The organism is Photobacterium kishitanii, assembly GCF_000613045.3.
GTDB classification, from domain to species: Bacteria; Pseudomonadota; Gammaproteobacteria; order Enterobacterales; family Vibrionaceae; genus Photobacterium; species Photobacterium kishitanii.
The window spans coordinates 59386-79531 of record NZ_LN794353.1 but is presented as its reverse complement, the minus strand read 5'-3'; the positions used below and the strand labels follow the sequence as shown (position 1 = coordinate 79531).

General features: G+C 36.3%; 18 protein-coding genes. 10 read left to right on the top strand and 8 right to left on the bottom strand.

All coding sequences use genetic code 11. The annotated features are described in order from the left end of the window. The first annotated feature begins 224 nt into the window (after positions 1-224). Complete coding sequence (locus PPBDW_RS15600; RefSeq protein WP_054262122.1) at positions 225-2084, top strand: hypothetical protein; 1860 nt, start codon at positions 225-227, stop codon at positions 2082-2084. Positions 2085-2211: 127 nt separating this feature from the next. Here PPBDW_RS15600 and PPBDW_RS15595 read toward each other — a convergent pair whose 3' ends face one another. Continuing rightward, positions 2212-2553, bottom strand: a complete 342-nt coding sequence (locus PPBDW_RS15595; RefSeq protein ID WP_036790096.1) for a hypothetical protein — start codon at positions 2551-2553, stop codon at positions 2212-2214. A 241-nt stretch (positions 2554-2794) separates the two neighbouring features. Further along, on the bottom strand, positions 2795-4321 hold the full coding sequence (locus PPBDW_RS15590) for a sulfatase-like hydrolase/transferase (protein WP_054262121.1): 1527 nt from the start codon (positions 4319-4321) through the stop codon (positions 2795-2797). A gap of 213 nt (positions 4322-4534) precedes the next feature. Here PPBDW_RS15590 and PPBDW_RS15585 point away from each other — a divergent pair, with 213 nt between their 5' ends. Beyond that, positions 4535-5245, top strand: a complete 711-nt coding sequence (locus PPBDW_RS15585) for an oligogalacturonate-specific porin KdgM family protein (protein WP_036790093.1) — start codon at positions 4535-4537, stop codon at positions 5243-5245. Positions 5246-5454: 209 nt separating this feature from the next. Here the strand turns inward: PPBDW_RS15585 and opgC are convergent, their stop codons facing one another. Further along, entirely contained in the window at positions 5455-6981 is a 1527-nt protein-coding gene (opgC, locus tag PPBDW_RS15580; RefSeq protein ID WP_036790091.1) for an OpgC domain-containing protein, read from the bottom strand. A gap of 208 nt (positions 6982-7189) precedes the next feature. Between opgC and PPBDW_RS15575 the strand changes: the two genes are divergently transcribed. Beyond that, positions 7190-8254, top strand: a complete 1065-nt coding sequence (locus tag PPBDW_RS15575) for a threonine aldolase family protein (RefSeq protein ID WP_054262120.1) — start codon at positions 7190-7192, stop codon at positions 8252-8254. A gap of 61 nt (positions 8255-8315) precedes the next feature. On the opposite strand, the gene dtpA is transcribed toward PPBDW_RS15575, so the two are convergent. Beyond that, positions 8316-9770, bottom strand: a complete 1455-nt coding sequence (gene dtpA, locus PPBDW_RS15570) for a dipeptide/tripeptide permease DtpA (RefSeq protein ID WP_036790086.1) — start codon at positions 9768-9770, stop codon at positions 8316-8318. Between the two features lie 546 nt (positions 9771-10316). Here dtpA and cfa point away from each other — a divergent pair. The 3 genes from cfa to PPBDW_RS15555 all read left to right on the top strand — a co-directional run bounded on the left by cfa (position 10317) and on the right by PPBDW_RS15555 (position 13969). Next, a complete protein-coding gene (gene cfa / locus PPBDW_RS15565) occupies positions 10317-11462 on the top strand; it encodes a cyclopropane fatty acyl phospholipid synthase (protein ID WP_036790083.1) in 1146 nt (381 codons plus the stop codon). Between the two features lie 84 nt (positions 11463-11546). Beyond that, positions 11547-12485, top strand: a complete 939-nt coding sequence (locus tag PPBDW_RS15560) for a patatin-like phospholipase family protein (RefSeq protein ID WP_036790080.1) — start codon at positions 11547-11549, stop codon at positions 12483-12485. 221 nt (positions 12486-12706) lie between these two features. Beyond that, a complete protein-coding gene (locus PPBDW_RS15555) occupies positions 12707-13969 on the top strand; it encodes a hypothetical protein (protein WP_036790077.1) in 1263 nt (420 codons plus the stop codon). Between the two features lie 85 nt (positions 13970-14054). Here PPBDW_RS15555 and yciH read toward each other — a convergent pair whose 3' ends face one another. Then, a complete protein-coding gene (gene yciH, locus PPBDW_RS15550) occupies positions 14055-14378 on the bottom strand; it encodes a stress response translation initiation inhibitor YciH (RefSeq protein ID WP_036790074.1) in 324 nt (107 codons plus the stop codon). Between the two features lie 121 nt (positions 14379-14499). Between yciH and PPBDW_RS15545 the strand changes: the two genes are divergently transcribed. Further along, positions 14500-15105 carry an HAD family hydrolase gene (locus PPBDW_RS15545; RefSeq protein ID WP_036790072.1) on the top strand — a complete coding sequence of 202 codons (606 nt, stop codon included), beginning with the start codon at positions 14500-14502 and terminating at the stop codon, positions 15103-15105. Between the two features lie 97 nt (positions 15106-15202). Next, positions 15203-15727 carry a putative ATP-dependent zinc protease gene (locus PPBDW_RS15540; protein ID WP_036790069.1) on the top strand — a complete coding sequence of 175 codons (525 nt, stop codon included), beginning with the start codon at positions 15203-15205 and terminating at the stop codon, positions 15725-15727. Between the two features lie 49 nt (positions 15728-15776). On the opposite strand, the gene PPBDW_RS15535 is transcribed toward PPBDW_RS15540, so the two are convergent. After that, positions 15777-16121, bottom strand: a complete 345-nt coding sequence (locus tag PPBDW_RS15535) for a DUF3319 domain-containing protein (RefSeq protein ID WP_036790065.1) — start codon at positions 16119-16121, stop codon at positions 15777-15779. A gap of 174 nt (positions 16122-16295) precedes the next feature. Here PPBDW_RS15535 and PPBDW_RS15530 point away from each other — a divergent pair, with 174 nt between their 5' ends. Next, the gene (locus PPBDW_RS15530; protein WP_036790063.1) at positions 16296-17261 is read left to right on the top strand and encodes a tyrosine-type recombinase/integrase; all 966 of its coding nucleotides are present in this window, start codon (positions 16296-16298) and stop codon (positions 17259-17261) included. A gap of 61 nt (positions 17262-17322) precedes the next feature. On the opposite strand, the gene PPBDW_RS15525 is transcribed toward PPBDW_RS15530, so the two are convergent. Both PPBDW_RS15525 and PPBDW_RS15520 read right to left on the bottom strand, forming a co-directional pair. Then, complete coding sequence (locus tag PPBDW_RS15525) at positions 17323-18321, bottom strand: D-alanine--D-alanine ligase (RefSeq protein ID WP_036790060.1); 999 nt, start codon at positions 18319-18321, stop codon at positions 17323-17325. Between the two features lie 217 nt (positions 18322-18538). Continuing rightward, positions 18539-19330 carry an SPOR domain-containing protein gene (locus PPBDW_RS15520; protein ID WP_052671589.1) on the bottom strand — a complete coding sequence of 264 codons (792 nt, stop codon included), beginning with the start codon at positions 19328-19330 and terminating at the stop codon, positions 18539-18541. A 232-nt stretch (positions 19331-19562) separates the two neighbouring features. Here PPBDW_RS15520 and PPBDW_RS15515 point away from each other — a divergent pair, with 232 nt between their 5' ends. Next, positions 19563-20072 (top strand): DUF2301 domain-containing membrane protein, encoded by a 510-nt coding sequence (locus tag PPBDW_RS15515; RefSeq protein ID WP_036790055.1) that lies wholly within the window; start codon positions 19563-19565, stop codon positions 20070-20072. Positions 20073-20146 lie beyond the last annotated feature (74 nt).

Below are 20146 nucleotides of genomic sequence, written 5' to 3'. Positions count from 1 at the left end.
CCCGTCTCTATTTTAAGAAAACTACCGCAGTAAAAAACGAAGCATCTTTCAACAACAAATACCCGTAATTAATCTTATATTTACATAGTAAATTGCTAATTTTTTGATCTTACTGTTTCTAAATTGATACATATACATTTATGTTTAGTTATTTATGTCACAACTTGTCATATTTTATACTGTAACATCTTGTATGAACTTTATTTCATATTAGAGGTGTCATTATGAAAAACAACTGTTTATTTCACATTATCACTCTTCCATTGTTAGCTTCTTTATCTCCATTCGTATTTGCTAACGAGGATCCGAATAAAACTGATATTGTTACTTCTAAATTAAATGGATACGAAGAAAGTAATGTTTTAAATAAATCTTCAACGATTAATTATTCTATTAATAACAATAGCTTAGTTGAAATTTATCCTATCGAAGGACAAGATCTTATTCTTCCGAATGATTCAATGAATATTATTGTTTATATTCAAAATGGTCGATGGGCCCGGCATGTTTATCTTCCTAACAATGCAAATGTGGGTGCCACTGTAAGAATACAACGAAGCTCTGGGTGGGAAACTTATGCAAGATATCTAACTAAAGATCACTTAATTCCAAATAATAGTACATCGACCTTCGTTTGGGACGGTGATACATGGGTAAACACAAATATTAAAACTGGTTATCTGACTACTTTACAAAATAAGGGAATGCATGATGTAGCACTGCACAACACACAAATTCAAAATATTACATCATTAAATATAACCCCTACAGTCATTACGAATACTGAAAAAACTGCTGTTTCTGACCTCAGAAATATGAACATAGATAGTGAAGGTATTTTCTTTAACAACACACCGTACACTATTAATGATATTTATATAGAGCGAGAAGGTGAAATTCGGCGTCTTAACTTCGAGACTTCCATCCCAGAATACACATCAGGGCTCATAGGTATTGAATGGGCCAATGCAAAAATAATCCACATGACTGGCATAGCAAACAACCGATTTGACTTATTAAATCAATTTCCACCTAGAGAAAACTCAAGAAATGCCAATGAAGAAGAACGAAACTCGGTTGAACGACTACATATGTATGAAAAATATTGGCTAAATGCACCAAATACAATGTCAGAAATTATAGCGCAAGTAGCCTTAAAATGTGAAATTAATGACGGTTACTCTGAGTGTAAAAATTACGCAGAATCCAGTATGGATTACGCAACAGATATGTACTTCGCACAGTCTTTATCTGGAATGACTTCAACCTTTTGGATAGATCCTACAGTTTGGGGATTAGCCACCTCACCAGGAAAAGAGATGATTAAAAGTAATAAATCATCATACCAAACGCTCTGGATGAGCCCGAACTTAATGAAAAACATGTTAAGTAATGATCAATGGAGTGCGGTAGACGCTGAACAAGCATTCGCGCATGAGTATTATCATAACCTAGGTTTTTCTCACAACTCGGGTTGGGCATCTTACCAAGGGATTGATGATTTATTCGGAAATAAATCGTATTTTGACTACCGCCTTAATCTAGGAGATAAATACGTCGCTTCCAACCTTGTGGTCACGAAAGAAAAAATAAGCCCTCTTGAATTTGCTTTTGAAATTCATTCTGTTGGTGATATCAATAATCTCAAAGTTAGACTCTTATCTACTCAAAACATTACAGCAACCATTCGACAGACAGACTCAGATAAGGTATTCCTGAAGTTCAATGAAGTCCCAAATACAGATATATATGTCTCTTTCTATTCCAACGAATCAGACCAAATGGCAACAGTTGTATTAGATAGCTTCATTAAATCAGTATCAGGTCAGGGAGAGCTATCAAATTTACATAACGTCTTTGCTGATTTGGTTGATAAATACAGCAAAGTCTCGATACATACCGCCAATGGATCTTGGATGAGAGACTTCCATCTTCCGGAAAGCAACCAAGATGGCAAGGTAATTATCTTTGAATCTTGGGCCGGATGGAACTCGCATATTTTTTATAATGGAACAGAAGATATTTTAACTTACGGAAATCGTATTGAATATCATTACATGAATGGTCGATGGGTTCGCCAATAATTTATAACTTCAAAAGGTCGCTTTTGCGACCTTTTTTTGTGAATATTTGAAAAGAAATCAGAGCTATCCGTTAGCCGTATTCATGTAGCAATTCCTGACGAATTAGGGAAATTAATATAGGATTATCTTAATATGCTAATCCACTACATAGCTCATCTAAAAAGCTTTCACCTAAAGCGTTTTTTAACATTTTTTGCAGTATTTCTCTACAGCAAACAAATGTATGAGCCTGATACTGACCTTTCCAATTAGCTAAAATCATTACATTATCACCAGAATCTTCACACAACCGACTAAGACAATGATGAAGGTTATTCATACCTAAAACATCACAGTCATAAGATGCAATATTAAAACTGTCCTGATCTATTACCATGAAGTAAAGCTCAGAGTTTCCTTTAAAAACGGGTAGCTGATCAGTTTGATGAAATCGTAATTTTTTATTGTCTGCAAAATCGAAATTTAACATATTGGATTCTTTTAATTTTAAGCTGAATTCACCTGATTATATCTGCTTATTCACAAAATCAAACATCGTTAACTAAATATAAATCAGTGACTCCTAATACTATGTAGAACAAACTTCTTAATTAACTATTACTTTTACCCAAGAGCCGTCAGTACTCAACTTTCTCTCTAAACAGCAAAATATAGCCTCATTTTTGCTTTCTAAGACTCGCTAATTTAGCGAGTCTTATTGTTAAATAATCTTACGTCTTATTAGCTTTCGCTGCTGCCTCTTCACGTGCTATCACTTCAAATATGTACCTATCGAACATAGGCTCAGCTTTATGAATTTTACTATCATAAGCTTTTGCCTCTTTTGTTAGATCAGCTACAATTTCAGGGTATTTATCAGAAATATCCCATTGCTCTTTCGTATCGATATTAATATTGAACAAACGAATATTATTCTTTTCATAAGGTTGTGGATTTAAAAAGTTCACCGTATCAAAATGAAGTTTATAGCTCCCCTTACGATACGCTTTTAACTCCCCCTTAAAATAGTAAGCATTAAAATCACGACTTGTTTTCTCGCCATCAAGCAAAGTATTAGTTATATCAAATCCATGGTAATCGCGATCTTTTGATAACTCACCTCCAGCAAGGTTTATTACAGTAGGATAAATATCCATAGCATTACCAATGTCATAAACCACTTTACTTTCGATCTGGCCAGGCCAATTAAATATTGCTGGAACGCGTACTCCCCCTTCATAGGTTGACCCTTTAGAGCTATGGAAGAAACCATTATTCCCAGCTTTATCTTGATATGGTAACCAAGGACCGTTATCACTTAAGAAAATAATAAGAGTGTTATCTCGTAGATTTTCTTTTTCTAAATGCTTAACAATTTCACCTACAGAATAATCAAGCTCAGCAATTGAATCCCCATAAGGCCCACCATCAGTAGTACCTTCGAAACCTTGACCGGGGAATAATGGCGCATGTGGGTTAGTGAGTGGAACATACAAGAAGAAAGCGTTGTTCTTATTCTTAGTAATAAATTCCATCGACTTAGTTACAAAATTCTTTGTTAGATCACGCTGAATAGCCGGTGATTGAACTACTCGTAGTTTTGTATGTGCGTAACCTTCATAGATAGGTTGATCCCAATACTCTTCTTTAGGATTGTGGTTAGCATCTTTAACTTTACGGTTACGCTCAGATAAAGCTTCCTTATCTCCACTGATACGTGCCTGTTCCGATTGAACTAAATCAAGTGTATAGGTCTTGTAAGCATCATTTGACATAGTGATGCCATACCAATAATCAAAGCCATGTTTCGTCGGGATAGCTTTCTCTGTATCACCTAAATGCCACTTACCAACAATACCTGTCTCATAACCAAGATCTTGTAACCCCTTAGCTAATGATATTTCAGTATTTGGGAAACCATAAGGATCATTTTCAGGAGAGACAAAAGAGTTCTTACCATACATCCCTGTAGTTACTGGATGACGACCTGTTAATAAAGCTCCTCGGCTAGGAGAGCAAACACCACTTGCAACATAAAAACTATTCCACTTCTGCCCTGTATTAGCTAATCCGTCTAATACTGGTGTCTTATTTACTGGATGCCCATAGGTTCCTAAATCAAACCCCATATCATCAACCAATATTAGAACAACATTCGGGGGATTGTAATCGGAAGCAAATGAAAGAAAAGGGGTCGTGATAGCTCCTACAATAGCCGTTGCTAGTAACGTTACCTTGAAAACTGGAGATTTAAACATATTTTAGCCTTAAATTAATTAACACACGACATTATCGTTTACTTTATACACAAAAATAGATACCAAATTTATTCATAATTGTGACAATTACGTATTATTTGGCATTGTAAGATTGAATTTTTGCTATTAATATTTGCACCAGCGGTTTCAATCACCTTTAATTTGTATAAATTAATTTTCATAAACTTACACTATTTACGTATAGGAAGATAAATGAAGGTCAAGTTAATAGTATTAGCTTTGGGAATGGCATGTAATGCGCCGGTCGTAGCAGAAGAAAAACAAGAAACATCTTTCTGGGATTTACCAACTAAAGGTACCTTTAATATTCGCCAAGAATACCGCGATGGGACTGGTGCTCATAACAACAAATTCCAAGTAAACTTGCAGCAAGGATCATGGCTACTTGAAACAATCGCTTATGTTTCAGGGGGAACAGAAAACGAAATATGGAGTGATCAGAAAGTTGGTACTTACGAGCTAGGCCTTTATAACCTTGCACGTATTAGCCCTAATATAGTTATTGTTCCTGGTTTTGCTTATTCAATTAACACTAATGAAAATAACCTGTATATTCCATCTCTTCGTTTCAACTACGCAACAGATAACAAAATCCGTCTACAGGCTCGATACAAGCAAATTGTCACAAGTAAAAATACACATCGAAATCAAGCATTTGATGTATTCTTAGGCCATAGATTCGATAATGGATTTGATTTCACTTATCAAGGCAACATAACTCATTCTATAAGTGGTGACATATTATTTGATAATAAAGATACAGACTACTTCCACAATTTGAAGGTTACTTACTTCGGCTTTGGTAAATTCCGTCCATACGCTGAGATTGGTGATATTCGAGTCAATACAACAACAGACGACCGACAATTACGTTATCGCCTCGGTATTGTTTACGCTTTCTAATCGCCTTGTTATTAAGTGTATAAGTTTTAAATATCAAAATGTTAACATGTAGATCATAATAATAAAGGGATAATAAAAGTAGCCTCTATCGCTAAACCGTACATACTTGGATGAGTAATGACAAAAGCAGCCATTTCGTGGCTGCTTTTGGGTTTCTACTACATAAAGTCTATATATAAATAACCAGAGCTGAGCACTAAAATAGATATCTAATAAAAATTAATCGTTTGAGTTTGTGATTTATGATGGGAAAACTTTATTTGTTCCATTACCAATGAACCTTGTAAAACTGGATTGTTTGAAAGGCCAAAATATTCTACTGGCATTCCATCATTATTCCTTGTTAGATAATAGTTCTCATCTTTATCCTGAAAGGCCAATATTGCATAATTTCCTGCAGGTAATGATTCTACAGTGATACCTTCTATAACTTGTTGTGGCGAGTATTTTTTATAATGAACTGTCGCTCTTCCATTCAAATCATCTTTTTCGTCATAAACTAGAACGGTAATCGGGGTTTTAGAATCAACTAAATTCGAAATTTTAATTGTTAATGGAGAAACAGCTTGAGCACTAACGTAATTGGTTGTTATCGCAATTAAAAATATAACGGTTACATAGCTAACCCAATGTTGGATTTTAGTCTTATTTGCCCATTTTTTTTCACTTAGCCATGCTGCAAACCATAATGACGTCGAAATAACTATTACGACAACAATATAATATGGTTCTAACCGTAAGTTATGTAATAACGGCGCACTTAAATATACCACTACAATTTGCCAGCTAAAGACGCGCAACGAATGACGGCCAATATAACTTAATGCTTTAATATGGAGTGCACTCGGATTACGTTGAATAATTACCGCAATAAGATATACCCATACTGCAATATTCAATGTTCGCAACCAGCCTAGTTCTGGTTTATCTGCATATGAATATAATACCCAGCGATTAATTCCATAACTAACAAATGCGCCATGGTGAGCCGCAAAAATGCCTACAGCGATGATCACCGCGAGAACGGTTAATACTGGATGGCGCCAATGTAGTATTTTATTTTGTAACATAAAGCCAAGTAATGAACTGCTTACAAACAACAACTGCCAAGCAAAGATATTAAAATAGCTAAGTTGGAGCTTAAAGTTGGAAAACACAATATCAAACAAAGGCTGTAATACTGTCGCATTTATAGTGCTACTAAAAAACCATATACCAATGCTGATACTAATGATTAACCACCCTAGCCCCTTTCGATATCCTCTGACAAGAAATGGTAACAACAGCATAAATACAATGTAGAGTGGAAGAATATCAAAATAGCTTGGTTGATTAACCAGAACAGCACTTGCAAGCAACGTTTCAATCGGGCTCTCAATGACATTATGAGCACTTTGCTGAAGTATTGGCAGCGCTGATGGTAATAGCTGTGATGCAATAAAAAACCACACAAAGACAACTAATAAACAACTAACATGATATCGATAAATACTGAATGCTCGGTGAAATGCTTTCGTTGTAATCTGTTGATTTGTTAATGAGTCTCGGCTATAGATTACTCCTGCAAGTAGCCCTGAAATAAACACAAAACACTCTGCTGCCCCAAATTGACCTAAAGGCTGTAATGTAACATTCTGGATGATTGAATACCCACCACTAACCCAGATTAAGTGATTGATTGTCATTAATAAAAGTAATAAACCACGTATACTATCTAATGCTGCTATCCTTTTCATGCTAGTTACTCTAATTTATTGTATTAGCGTATTCTTACCAATCGTTGCGTGCTTTTCATACAACTAGATGTTGTTTGGTATTAAGTTGGGATGAAACAATCGATTTTTACTGCAATAACCATCGAATTACACCTTCCGTTACAATAAAAGTCCTTATCATCAGCGTTAAATTGAGTATATTGATAGTTCAATCTGTATGGAGACAACAATGACAAACTCGCCTTTAGCTACACCAAAGAAAACCCTTGGCTTAACCAGTGACAATATTGCTGGTGTTTCACCACAAATATTGCAGCATTTAATTGAGTTTAGCGCTGGCGATGCAACGCCTTACGGTAATGATGAGTTATCGTTACAGCTTGATCGCAAAATGAGCGAGTTGTTTGAAACTGACGTTGCAGTGGTTTTAGTGCCAACGGGTACGGCAGCCAATAGCTTATGTTTAGCCGCGATGTCTCCTACTTGGGGAGCAGTTCTTTGTCATCCAAATAGCCATATTAATAATGATGAATGTGGTGCTCCAGAGTTTTTCAGTAATGGCGTAAAGCTACTTACGATTGATGGTGATGATAGTAAGATCAACCCAGTAAAACTTGCCCAGCGTGCAACATTAAAAATTGGTGATGTTCATACTGTACAACCTGCGGTAGTGAGTGTTACTCAAGCAACAGAAACTGGTAGCGTTTATACTCTTGATGAACTACGTGCTATTGGTGATGTGTGTAAAAGCCACAACTTAAAATATCATATGGATGGTGCGCGCTTTGCTAACGCAGTCGATGCATTAGGTTGTACCCCTGCAGAAATGACCTGGAAAGCTGGCGTTGATGCCCTTTCTTTTGGTGCAACGAAGAACGGCGCTTTTGGTGTGGAGGTGATTGTTCTCTTTGATACTAGCTTAAAGAATGAAATTGAATATCGCCGTAAACGTGCTGGCCATCTAATGTCTAAAATGCGCTTCCTCTCAACGCAAATAGATGCTTATATTACCAATAATTTATGGCTAACGAATGCCCAACACGCCAATGCAATGGCAACCAAACTGCGTGAAGGTATTAGCACGATTGAAGGTGTGGAACTGCTGCATCCTTCTAAAACAAATATTGTCTTTTGCAAAATGTCGCCAATAACAATTGCAACCATGCATGAACATGGATTTGAGTTTTTATCTAATCGCTGGGGTGATGGTGTTGCACGCTTAGTAACTAACTTTGCAACCAAAGCTGAAGATATTGATGGCTTTATTGCAGTATTAGCAGCAAGTAATAAGTAAGAAAACAATAACGGCAATCATGTGACTGATTGCCGTTATTAACCATTCCCTATTGATTGTTTTATTCTTTGTCTTGAATAATACGGGTTAACTTAGGAGCGATAACTAATGTAAAGACGGCAATAGCCGCAGTGACATACCCTATTTCGCCAAATACTTCGGCATATAGAACCAGAGTTTGATTAGAATCTATAACCCCTTTCGGAGCTGCAGTTAAACTTGCAATCCATCCGGCTAAGATTGCGGCTGTTGCAGAAGTTAAAAACCACATTCCCATCGCAAAACCCATCATTCGCTGTGGCACTAACTGCGCAATCATAGCCAGCCCTAAGCCAGAAACTAATAACTCGCCCACTGACTGCAATAAATAACTCGCCACTAACCAATTTGAGTTGATGATCCCTTGGGTATTAGCAAAGCCTGTTGAGTACTTTAAGATCAAAAAAGCTAAGCTACATAGCACCATGCCAAAGGCAAACTTAAATGGCATTGCAAATCGTTCACCCAGTTTATTATAAAGAATGGCCAATAATGGACTAGCAACCATGATCCAAAATGGGTTTAACGCTTGAAATTGCTCCGGTTCAACTTTAAATCCAAATAAATCATGACTGACATTATGAATGGCAAAAAAGTTGAGCGAGGTTGGCATTTGGAAATATAAAGCAAAGAACACCACCCCCTGCAACATTAATACAAAGGCAACAAACATCTTCGCCCTTTCAAGCCCTTTGGACTTAAACGCCTCTTTAAAATAAACAAATACAATAATGACACCAACAATCACTAAAATCGCGTGAGCATAAAATAGATGTTGTAGTAGCACAGCGCTGAGAAAGCTCAATAGGATAGTGACAACCACAACTGCCGCATAGTGAAGTTTATTCACTGGCACCATATCGGGTTTAGAGCCAATGTTTTTAACAATCCGCCCCATTACTATGAAGTTAACCATTGTGATGAGCAATCCTATCGCACTGACACCAAATGCCATGCCATAACCCATTTTTTCAGCTATCCAAGGACTTAATAGCATTGAGAAAAATGAACCAAGGTTGATCGCCATATAATACATGGTAAAAGCACCATCAAGGCGAGGATCGTTTTCTTCATAGACTTTGGCCAACAAACTTGAGGGGTTAGCTTTAAATAAGCCATTACCCATGGTAATAAAGCCCATTGCTATATAAAGCAGTTCTTTGCCTCCAAATTCACCCGCCGCAGAGATCCCTAATAACGAATAACCAATCGTCAGGATAAATGCGCCAAGCGTAATGGTTCGTTTCGTACCAAGGATTTTATCACCAACCCAGCCACCAATTGCCACAGAACCAAAAATCAATGCAGAAAAAGCACCAAATAATGTGAATGACTCTGATTCAGACATACCAAGAATGCTAACAAGGTACACAGTAAGAATGGCTTGCATACCATAGAAGCCAAACCGTTCCCAAAACTCTATAGAGAATATGAGATAAAACGGTTTAGGTTGCTTAAATACATTTACATCGGACATACAGTCTTCCTTAATCAGGCGCAATTGTTTTAATAGTAGTCGCGATCACTAAAAATCGGCTAATGAGGCTTATTCAAATAAGATGTATTGCAATGGAGGAGAGTTCTTTTTGTGAAGTTTATGTCCGAGTGCCATGCATTTGAGAAGCCTACCTTTTACTTGGAACTTGGCCTTTTTCTCATATTTTTACAAAGATGTCTGTTTTGAATGGTTTTTTGTCAAATACTCCAAATTAAGCTATCCAATGAAGCGATATAGTACTTACCACAACGAGGAAGTGCTGAAACAGACACTTTAATGGATTATAAATATTATTATTTTTACCGCTTAGCATATTATTAAATGCTCCGTTAAGAATATCTAAATAAGTAATTAAACAGAATAAAATATTATTAACCTAGTAAGTCTATTATTATACCGCTCATAGTGAAACACATGATTGATATATTACTTTTATATAAAACATCTAGTAGTTGTATTTCATTATTAAATAAGTAGGTATGAGTTTTATTCTTCTACTTTTCAATATAAAAAATCGAGTATATTATGCCAAAAAATAAAGAATTATTTCGTGATCTATTAAAGCAAGCTGATATCGAAATTAATGGTACTCGCCCATGGGATATTACTGTTAATGATGACAAACTTTTTGATAATATTCTATTAGACGGTACTATCGCTTTCGGTGAAGGTTATATGGAGCGTTTATGGGACTGTGACCGCATTGATATTTTAATTAGTAAATTACTACGTAGTAATATAGAAGAAAAACTAACAGGTATTGATAAAGTTAAGTTTGCAGCTAATTATGGTGTGACTAAATTAAAAAGCTTAATTAATCCACAAGCTGTAAACCGTGTTAAAGAAGATGTACCTTTCCACTACGATATCGGTAATGATTTATTTGTAAATATGCTCGATGAGCGTATGGCATATACTTGTGCATATTGGAAAGATGCAAAAACACTTGATCAAGCTCAAGAACATAAAATGGATTTAATTTGTCGCAAATTAGATTTACAACCAGGGATGCGTCTACTTGATATTGGTTGTGGTTGGGCAAGCTTCATGAACTATGCTGCTGCTAAATATGGTGTAATCTGTGACGGTCTAACACTATCAAAAGAACAAATGGCGCTAGGTCAAGAGATTGCTGATAAAAAGAAATTACCAGTTAAAATCATTTTACAAGATTACCGTGAGTTTAAACCAGAACAACCTTATGATCGTGTTGTATCAATTGGTATGATTGAACATGTTGGCCCATCAAATTATGACGAATATTTCAAATGTGCTTACAGCTTTTTAGCTGATGATGGTGAGTTCTTATTACATACTATTGGTAGCCCAACATCTAAAGATGGTACTGATCCATGGATCAATAAATATATTTTCCCTAATGGTGTTATTCCATCATTAGCACAATTGAGCAGCTCAGTTGAAAATAAATTTAATATTGAAGACGTACATAACTTTGGTCCAGATTATGATTTAACACTCATGGCTTGGTGTGAAAGATTCGAAAAAAACTGGTTCAAAATTTACAAGAATTATGATGCAACGTTCTACAGAATGTGGCGTTTCTACCTATTAAGCTGTGCAGGTGCATTCCGCTGTCGTGATATTAGTTTATGGCAAATAGCATTAACTAAAATTGGTACAGATCTTCCAGTTAATGCACGTGCGGCTTAATTTATCGCTGGCATATGTTAGTCATGATATGTCAGCGAATTTTTTCTCTCATAACAATTAAAATATAAGTTGGAGATAAATATTATGAGAGGACAACATATCTCTTATTGCAAAAATAATATTGAGCCATTATTTTTTAAAAAAAATAATATAACAGATATCGCTTTAGTTACCGAAGGTGGTGGCCAAAGAGGAATATTCACTGCAGGTGTTTTAGATGCTTTTCTTGAAAATGATTTTAATCCTTTTTCATTATTAATTGGCACATCCGCAGGCTCTCTAAATATTGCATCTTATATTTGTCAACAACGTAAACATGCTTATCGTGTTATTACTGAAATAACAACAACCCGTGAGTTTTTTAGTTATGCTAAATTATTTACAGCTCGTGGTGGCATGAATCTTGATTGGTTAATAGAGCAAACCCAAACTAAATTAAAATTAGATTGGCATACTGGTCGAAAAAATATGGTTAACCGTACTGTTTTAGCAACAGCATCAGGACTAGATCATAATAAAGCAGGTTTTTTTGATCTTAATGCTAATGATTGGGACCAAAAATTAAAAGCCTCATGTGCCATTCCCCTATTAAACCGACAACCAATTTATTCAGATGACCATTACTGGGTAGATGGTGGTCTCCATGAGCCTATTCCAGCCAAAGAAGCTTATGAGCGTGGTTACAAAAATATTGTTGTTATTCGTACCAATCCTGTTGGAATGACAGCAAATCATCAATGGCTTAAAAAACTCAAGCGTGGACTAACGCATACTAAAGCCGCAGCATTAATTGATATGTTGTTGTTACATGAACAAAAATACAATGAAAGTGAAAACTTCATCAATAATCCACCTGATGATGTCAATATTTATGAAATTTATCCGCATAAAGTCTTAGAATCTAAGCTTATTGGCAGTGATATCAATGCGCTTAATCACGATTACGAATTAGGACATCAAATGGGATTGTATTTTTTGAAAACCATGAACAACTACTGCATGTGTTCGTCATGTTCTGAATAGTCGTCAGTTGTTATCCCTTAAAAAGATGAATCTTAGTACTGATATACTGAAAAAATTCTTAATCTGAGTTTGATTTACTATATCTATTAAGGTTTATCTATTTTAAGGGCATAATAATCATTTTACCGTCTAATACTTCCTAATTCTCAACTCTGAAAAACAACTCTGTGATAAGTGGCTACAATTTTTTACTTAGATTATTTAGTAACTGAGTAATAATAATGCAAATATGCTCACTAATGGTTGTGCTGTCTTCACTATTCTTTTTTGGATGTGGTGGTGATAGCTCTGATGACAACAAAGAAATACCAAATGACATTGAAACGGATTTTCCCCAAATAGAACCACTACCAGAACCAATATTAAAAATAACTGATATTTCAGATGGTTATTACGGATTACTTTATGATGCTGGTGGCAATGAACTAAAAATAAACAAAAATCAGGTATTATTATTGCAGGATGGATTAATAAACGAGCTTAATTCTAATTTGAATGAAGAACAGCGAGCTATGTTTAAAGAGTTACATTCAAACTTTACGGATATAAAACAGCCCACTGATATTGAAAAAGTACTTTTCCAAAATGTTTTACTAGATGCGATGATCAGTTCAATAAAACCTCAACTACAAGATAAATATTTCCCACCTTTTCGTTTATTTAGACATCACACACATAGCTTGTTCCCCATTTCTCGTTTAACAGATTACCAATGGATCCTTGATTTACTTTCTCAACGATCTTTACTAAGCCATTTAATCTTAATTCCTCCACAAGAAACCGATAATTATATTGATACTTGTCGAGAAAATGATGTGCCAATTCCACCCGACTGGGGATCAACATTATGGCAGTATCGGGGGATTGCAAACATTGATTTCCTCGAGAATGATAAAACTGAAGTCTGGGCATATGAATCATCGACAGTTCAGGGATCATGCATTGCTCTCCCTCGATGGGATATAAGACCAGAGGAAGGTATTAATGAAATATCACTGCTCGGCATTATTTGCCAAAGTAAAACCACAGGCAAGGCATGTTTCTGGGATAACCTGAGTAAAGAAACAGGACAACGTATAAAAGGTGGAACTGATTTAACATTTAAGATAAGCGATATAAAAAATGGTAATTCTTTAGGAGAGAATTGTACACGATGCCATCGCGGTAAAAATGTATTCTTAATCCATCCAGAGACTAATCTCGATATTTCAGATGATTATAATATCAACCCTGATGTTCGTTATCAGCCGATATCTACACAAGCAAACTGGAGTAATCCTGCTGCACATAGTGAATTAGGTGATGGTGCTTGTGCTGGTTGTCATGAAATAGGTGCATTATCTGGTGGGTATTGTAATATTTTACGTAATGCCGCAAACCAGACGATGCCGCCACAACCTGAAGATCCGACTAATTGGGATGGCGCTGCCGCTTTCTACGGCGATCATATTCAACAAATGATTAATGATGGATGTCCAGAATAGAAATAAAATTTAGGCAATAACTTTAACGTTATTGCCTAATTAAACAGTTCAATGATAATAAATCATTAAAACGCTATTCCATAAATCAGCCGCCAGCTAATTTAACTGTATGACCTTTCTTTTCAAGATGCGCTTTTATTACATCACGCTTATCACCTTGAATTTCAATTGTTCCATCTTTTACTGAACCACCGCAGCCACATACTTTTTTCAATTCTGCTGCAATCAATTTCAACTGGGTATCTTCAACATCAAGCCCTGAAACGATACAAACCCCTTTACCTTTACGACCTTTTGTCTGACGTTGAATACGGACAATGCCATCACCTTGTGGGCGTACTGGCTGGGTTTTTTCTTCTTTGATGCGACCGGTTTCGGTTGAGAAAACTAAACGGTTATTATCACTCATTGTGTAATCTATCTCACTTGGTTGCTTGATTGTGTGAATACCATTAAAAGTTAGCACATCAATCTTGCGAAATGCTCATGAAGCAATACTATCAATAAATGGTACTCTAACGGAACATCTTATGATTCGTAATGTGATTTTTGATTTTGGTGCAGTACTATTTGAGTGGAACCCACTCCAAATCGTTAATAGCTTCACCACATCACAACCAGAACGAGAAATATTACTGCGTGATGTCCTTCAACACTCTGATTGGCTATCACTTGATCGTGGTACGATGCTTATTGCCGAAGTGATCCCCAAATTTTCAGCTCGCACACAGATCTCCCCTCAGCGTATAGAAGAATTTATAGTTCATATCCAACTAAGCCTAACAAAAATACAACAAACTGAAATACTGTTTCATCAATTAACTGAGCAGCCTTATTCTCTTTATTATCTTACTAATATGTGTAGCGCTTTTTTTGATACGCTTTATGAGAAACATCATTTTATTTCATTTTTTGATGGTGGATTAGTTTCAGGCAAAGAATTAGTAATGAAACCAGAGCAAGAGATATTCTTACGGTTGTGTCAGCGTTATCAACTGAGCCCACAAGAAAGCCTATTTATTGATGATAATAGCGAAAATATTAAAATAGCCTCAAAGCTTGGATTTAATACAATCCAATTTAACCAAACACAAACTTGTTTTGAAGCAATTGAAAAGCAACTGTTTATCCACTAGATTGATACCGTTTAATAATTTTTACATAAAATTGAACATAGTTACCACGACTCAGTCTATTATCTATGTTGAAGAGCTAAGAATATCAGGAGTTTATGTGAAAAAAGTTTTTATGTCTGCCATGTTAATTGCAGCTGCAACAGTATCAACCATGAGCTACGCAGCCAATGAATGTAATGGAAAATACATTGTCGGTCCTGTTGAAACTATTCACGTTAAAGATCTTAACATGGATTTTAAAGCACGTATCGACACAGGTGCAAATACAACTTCTATTAATGCTTACGATTTACATGTCATTAATGGAAATAATAATCCATCTAATAACAAAGAAAGCTGGCGTGAAAATCTAGGAAAAATGATCAGTTTCAAAACAGCAAATGCACAAGGACAAGAAGAAACACATACAGGAAAAATAATTAAAATTAGTAAAATACGCAACGCTCAAGGTGTTGAACGCCGCTATGCTGTTGTCATGGATTTAATCTGGAACGGTAAGAGTCATGCAATCCCAGTTAACCTACGCGACCGTAAAAAATTAGAGTATAAATTACTGATTGGTCGTAACTGGCTTGACGGAAAATATCTAGTTGACGTATCAAAAAGTGATGATGATGATTAATTGCTAAACTAATTAAAAAAGCAGTGCCTGTAACTATAGGCACTGCTTTTTAAGATACAATAATTTTATCTAAATACTTTTTAATTGAAATAATATCGCCCTTGAGTAACTGACCCCGTACTATTGCATACCATTCATTAGCTTTACCATTATCATTTTTTAACACTATACCGCGATAATGTTCAGAACTGGATGATAATGCGTCCGTCTTTCGAGCAATGTTAAACCGTTCTGGTGGCATAAAAGCTTTAGTATCACACCACCAATTCACGCTTTTTTTAATGTTAATTAACATACCTTGAACCGCATGCCCATTAATGACAGCTTTCCAGTCAGACGTTAATCCAGTGCTATTTTCAATGACATAACCACGGTGAAAAATGCGTTTTTTCATTGTCTATTCCCTGCCTCATTAAAACGCCACACTATTTAACAATTATTATCTTAACTAGCTATATAGTAATAACACTTGGATAGCTAAGCTAGCTTTTTGTGATTATTCTTTTGTTTTACGATGATCATTGTTATGATTAAAATAACATAAAGTTATAGTGCATTAGGTGTGATTATGGCAAAGAAGATTACTGTTATTGAAGATGAAATAGTACGTAACGCTAGTATTGCGGATTTTTCCAGCATTGCAGACTCAATAACTATTTGGCAACGATTAACACAGCAACAATACGCTAAGAATACGCTAGTCGCTTTTAAAAATGATTGGAATAGCTTTGTACTGTTTTGCTCACAGCACAACTCTTCACCGCTGCCCGCATCCGCAGAGATTGTTCATCGCTATATAGAAAAAATGGCGCAAACACGTAAATTAGCCAGCCTTAAACGTTACATTGTCACTATCGGTTTGGTTCATCGCTGCCATGCACTACCTAATCCCTGTTTAAGTAATGAAATAAAACTCGCCATGCATAAACAACGTCTTGATAAGCATGACGATTATACCAATGCTTACGGCTTTCGTGATAATCACTTACACGACCTCCTTGACTCCTTTATGCTATCAACCAAAGCAAAAGATGTTCGTGATATGGCTATTTGGGCAATAACCTTTGAGGCAATGCTTAAACGCTCCGAAGTGACAGCGTTAGCAATCAATGATATTGACGTCGCACAAGATGGCTTAATCACTCTTTCAGTCAATGATAATTTAATTGCGTTAAGCGATATAGCTTCTCAAGCCATCAACCGTTGGTTGACGTTATCGATGATCGATAATGGTTTTGTTTTTCGACGTATAGATAGACATAATAATATAGGTGATAATCCTCTCGATCATTCCTCTATTTATCGTATTTTCAGACGAGCAAGCCAAGAGTTAGATCTCCCTACTGATGTAATATTTTCAGGTCAATCACCACGAGTAGGCGCCAGCCAAGATTTAGCTGATGCCGGGCTATCAGTCCATCAAATTCAACATCAAGGTCGTTGGCGAAGCCCTGCTATGCCAGCACAATATATTGGCCAACGCGCTAAGCGTGATAATACCTTGAAAAAATTCGCTAACAAAAATAACAAATAAAAGCAGCCATAAAAAAGCCAACCAAGAGAGGTTGGCTTAATAATCGCGGAGCTTATGATATTTATTTAACGGCGTTTTTGATCGCTAATTCAATAAAATCAGTAAAACTATGACCGTAATTTTCCAGCATTTTAGGGAACATTGAAATAGGTGTCATTCCAGGGAAGGTATTGATCTCATTTAATAAGATCTCGTTATCTTCACTCAAGAAAAAATCAATTCGAGATAAGTCTTTAAGCTTCATTTGCTCAAAAGCCTTACGTGCATAATGCTGAATAGCATCAACCTGTTCTGCGGTTAAATTACGAGCTTCAACTTGAGTTGTTGATAAACTATCAGTGCTGTATTTTTCTTCGTAACTATAAAACTTATCATCAGGACAAGAGACTTCGCCTGGCTTGGTAATAATCAATTGATCACCAAATTGATAAGCAGCAACTTCAAGCTCACGCGGCTTAATTGTTTTCTCAATCAGAACTTGATTTGAATAGCCAAACGCATTATCAACGGCAACGCGTAACTGCTCTGTATCAGTCACACTGTAACAACCTACAGAGGAGCCCTGACACGCAGCTTTAACAAATACCTTCCCCCACTTACTCAGTGCAGCTTGAGCTTGTTGGTGAGCTTCTTCAGTGTTTTCACTAAGAAAAACATATGGCGTATTTGGAATATTTAACGCATCAAACCATAACTTAGTGGTGATTTTATTAAAGCAGTTTGTACTGGCTTCAGCGCCACAACCTAAATAAGGTAAACCTGCTAAATCAAATAATGATTGCAAATCCCCTGTTTCGCCGGGAAAACCATGCACACAAGGGATCACGTAATCAATCGAGATACGTTGCTCACCGACAACGGACAATGTTTTATCCAAATTCAATTCGCAAGGATGTTGGTTTGCATCTAACCAGCCCTCATTTTTGGTCATCTCTACACGTGTATAACTAACGCCATCAATCGCTTTTAATTGCTGTTCAATAAAGTTTGCAGACACAAGAGAAACTTCATGCTCAGCGCTACCGCCACCGCATAATAATAAAACATGGATAGAACTCATTATCGTTCCTTAATTATACCAATCACAATACAATGCAGATCACAAAGACCTTGGATACTACCAAGGCCGAAAATAGCAAGGCATTCACTGCTGAATATAGTAATCAAAAAAGTAAGGTGAATGTACCCTCTACCCCATCATATCGTGAATTATTTTTAAATCATGCTAAGTTTGTGCTGCAAATGGTGATTTAACCACCGCTTATATACTCACTGAATTATTGTAACTGCTTCAATTGAGGAGAGCGAGTATGTTCAATATCATAGAAATTACGCACAAACGCGCCATTTTGTTGTACTGCTTGAGGCAACGATACTAAAGCAGCTTTAGCTTGATCATAATTAGCATAATGGCCAAGTAACAATGTATATACCTGACTACCATTCAACATTTTTTTATTTATCCAAGCTGGTTGTTGACTCTCTAATGACGATAACAACGTTGCTAATGAATGCTCATCTCTTGATGCTGTGACTTGAATGCTATAACCATGCATATCTACTGTTTTATAAACATCGTCGCTGCTTGCTTCTGCTACTGATGATGGCTCCACTGCTGCATCATCACCAACAGTCGTTTGTGCGGGTGCGATGGCTGTCTCTGCTGCTACAGTATCTGCTGTAGGGTTAGCACTTATTTCAGTTGCTGCTGCATTATCTGTTGCGGATTGAGTACTTGGCTCAGTTGCTGACGTTTCAGTTGGTACATCATCGGTAGTCACCTCATTGGCTGCTGTATTATCTGCTGCTACTGTACCTTCCTCTGTATCTGTAACGGGCTGTTCCTTAATCTCTTGCTCACTAACTGCGATTGAATCAATCGACTGATAAAGAGGATCGGTTTTAACTGATGAATCTAATTCAGCCACAATAATAGGCTCAACAAATGGTTCAGCTGTTTTAGTGGTGTTAATTGTTTCAATTGGAGTTTGCAATGGTGTCTTGGGTGGCATTAATTGAGCGCAACCCACTAAGCTGGATAGCAGGCCCAATGCAATAATTTTCTTCATTTCATTCTCACTTTTTCAAACAAAATATTCAGTACATTAATGATAAAAACAATTAAATGACAAATAGTTAGCAATAGTTTGCCGTAGCTTTTGATTAGGATCAAACTGTTCATAACGATAGATCAATCGAAAGGCATTTATGTTACTCTGATCACAATAAATATTGTTTTGCTAACAATAATATGACTCATATTCTTTATTATTCTTTTTCTGCCACTACCTAGGAGCTTCAATGGCTGATCCACACATTAAATGCGAACTTGACATACTCGATAAACTAACAGTTATCCTATATCGCTCTGCATTCACTCTCGCTGCTATTATCATGGCGGTTATCGGTACAGAAACCCAAGCCGCTACCCCTTTCCTTGTAATGGTTGCTTTATTGGCATCAACAACAGTACACATCTATGACAAACGTTTCCGCTGGTTAATCCAAGGAGCAGGATTATTTTCGGCAATTTGGTTTATGTCTGGATTATGGCAGCCATTAGCATTGGGAGCAGCTTTATTTGTCTTTAGCGCACTATCTATAAAGGAATATTTCTGTTTCAAAGTCAAAATATTGTTACTGACCCCCGTTGCTTTAGCTGGGTTTTGGTTCTGTTTAGTTTTTAATATCGCTAATGCCGCAATTGGTCTTGCCATAGTAGGTGCAGCATTACTTGCATATGCCGCCTTTAGTAAATGGCGCATGCCGCTACATTTTGATATCGGTGATAAGAGCCGTTACCAAGTGTAATTGTCTTATTATTCTCTAAGCCACACCAACTTATAGTCCACCAGCAAAAAAAGAGATCAAATGATCTCTTTTTA

What these genes read in the sequence shown, in the direction of transcription:
- PPBDW_RS15585 (WP_036790093.1), top strand. Translation starts at nt 4,535, where the DNA reads ATGAAGGTCAAGTTAATAGTATTAGCTTTGGGAATGGCATGTAATGCG.
- opgC (WP_036790091.1), bottom strand. Translation starts at nt 6,981, where the DNA reads ATGAAAAGGATAGCAGCATTAGATAGTATACGTGGTTTATTACTTTTA.
- PPBDW_RS15600 (WP_054262122.1), top strand. Translation starts at nt 225, where the DNA reads ATGAAAAACAACTGTTTATTTCACATTATCACTCTTCCATTGTTAGCT.
- PPBDW_RS15525 (WP_036790060.1), bottom strand. Translation starts at nt 18,321, where the DNA reads ATGAGTTCTATCCATGTTTTATTATTATGCGGTGGCGGTAGCGCTGAG.
- PPBDW_RS15555 (WP_036790077.1), top strand. Translation starts at nt 12,707, where the DNA reads ATGCAAATATGCTCACTAATGGTTGTGCTGTCTTCACTATTCTTTTTT.
- PPBDW_RS15520 (WP_052671589.1), bottom strand. Translation starts at nt 19,330, where the DNA reads ATGAAGAAAATTATTGCATTGGGCCTGCTATCCAGCTTAGTGGGTTGC.
- PPBDW_RS15535 (WP_036790065.1), bottom strand. Translation starts at nt 16,121, where the DNA reads ATGAAAAAACGCATTTTTCACCGTGGTTATGTCATTGAAAATAGCACT.
- PPBDW_RS15595 (WP_036790096.1), bottom strand. Translation starts at nt 2,553, where the DNA reads ATGTTAAATTTCGATTTTGCAGACAATAAAAAATTACGATTTCATCAA.
- cfa (WP_036790083.1), top strand. Translation starts at nt 10,317, where the DNA reads ATGCCAAAAAATAAAGAATTATTTCGTGATCTATTAAAGCAAGCTGAT.
- PPBDW_RS15530 (WP_036790063.1), top strand. Translation starts at nt 16,296, where the DNA reads ATGGCAAAGAAGATTACTGTTATTGAAGATGAAATAGTACGTAACGCT.
- PPBDW_RS15515 (WP_036790055.1), top strand. Translation starts at nt 19,563, where the DNA reads ATGGCTGATCCACACATTAAATGCGAACTTGACATACTCGATAAACTA.
- PPBDW_RS15545 (WP_036790072.1), top strand. Translation starts at nt 14,500, where the DNA reads ATGATTCGTAATGTGATTTTTGATTTTGGTGCAGTACTATTTGAGTGG.
- PPBDW_RS15560 (WP_036790080.1), top strand. Translation starts at nt 11,547, where the DNA reads ATGAGAGGACAACATATCTCTTATTGCAAAAATAATATTGAGCCATTA.
- PPBDW_RS15575 (WP_054262120.1), top strand. Translation starts at nt 7,190, where the DNA reads ATGACAAACTCGCCTTTAGCTACACCAAAGAAAACCCTTGGCTTAACC.
- yciH (WP_036790074.1), bottom strand. Translation starts at nt 14,378, where the DNA reads ATGAGTGATAATAACCGTTTAGTTTTCTCAACCGAAACCGGTCGCATC.
- PPBDW_RS15590 (WP_054262121.1), bottom strand. Translation starts at nt 4,321, where the DNA reads ATGTTTAAATCTCCAGTTTTCAAGGTAACGTTACTAGCAACGGCTATT.
- dtpA (WP_036790086.1), bottom strand. Translation starts at nt 9,770, where the DNA reads ATGTCCGATGTAAATGTATTTAAGCAACCTAAACCGTTTTATCTCATA.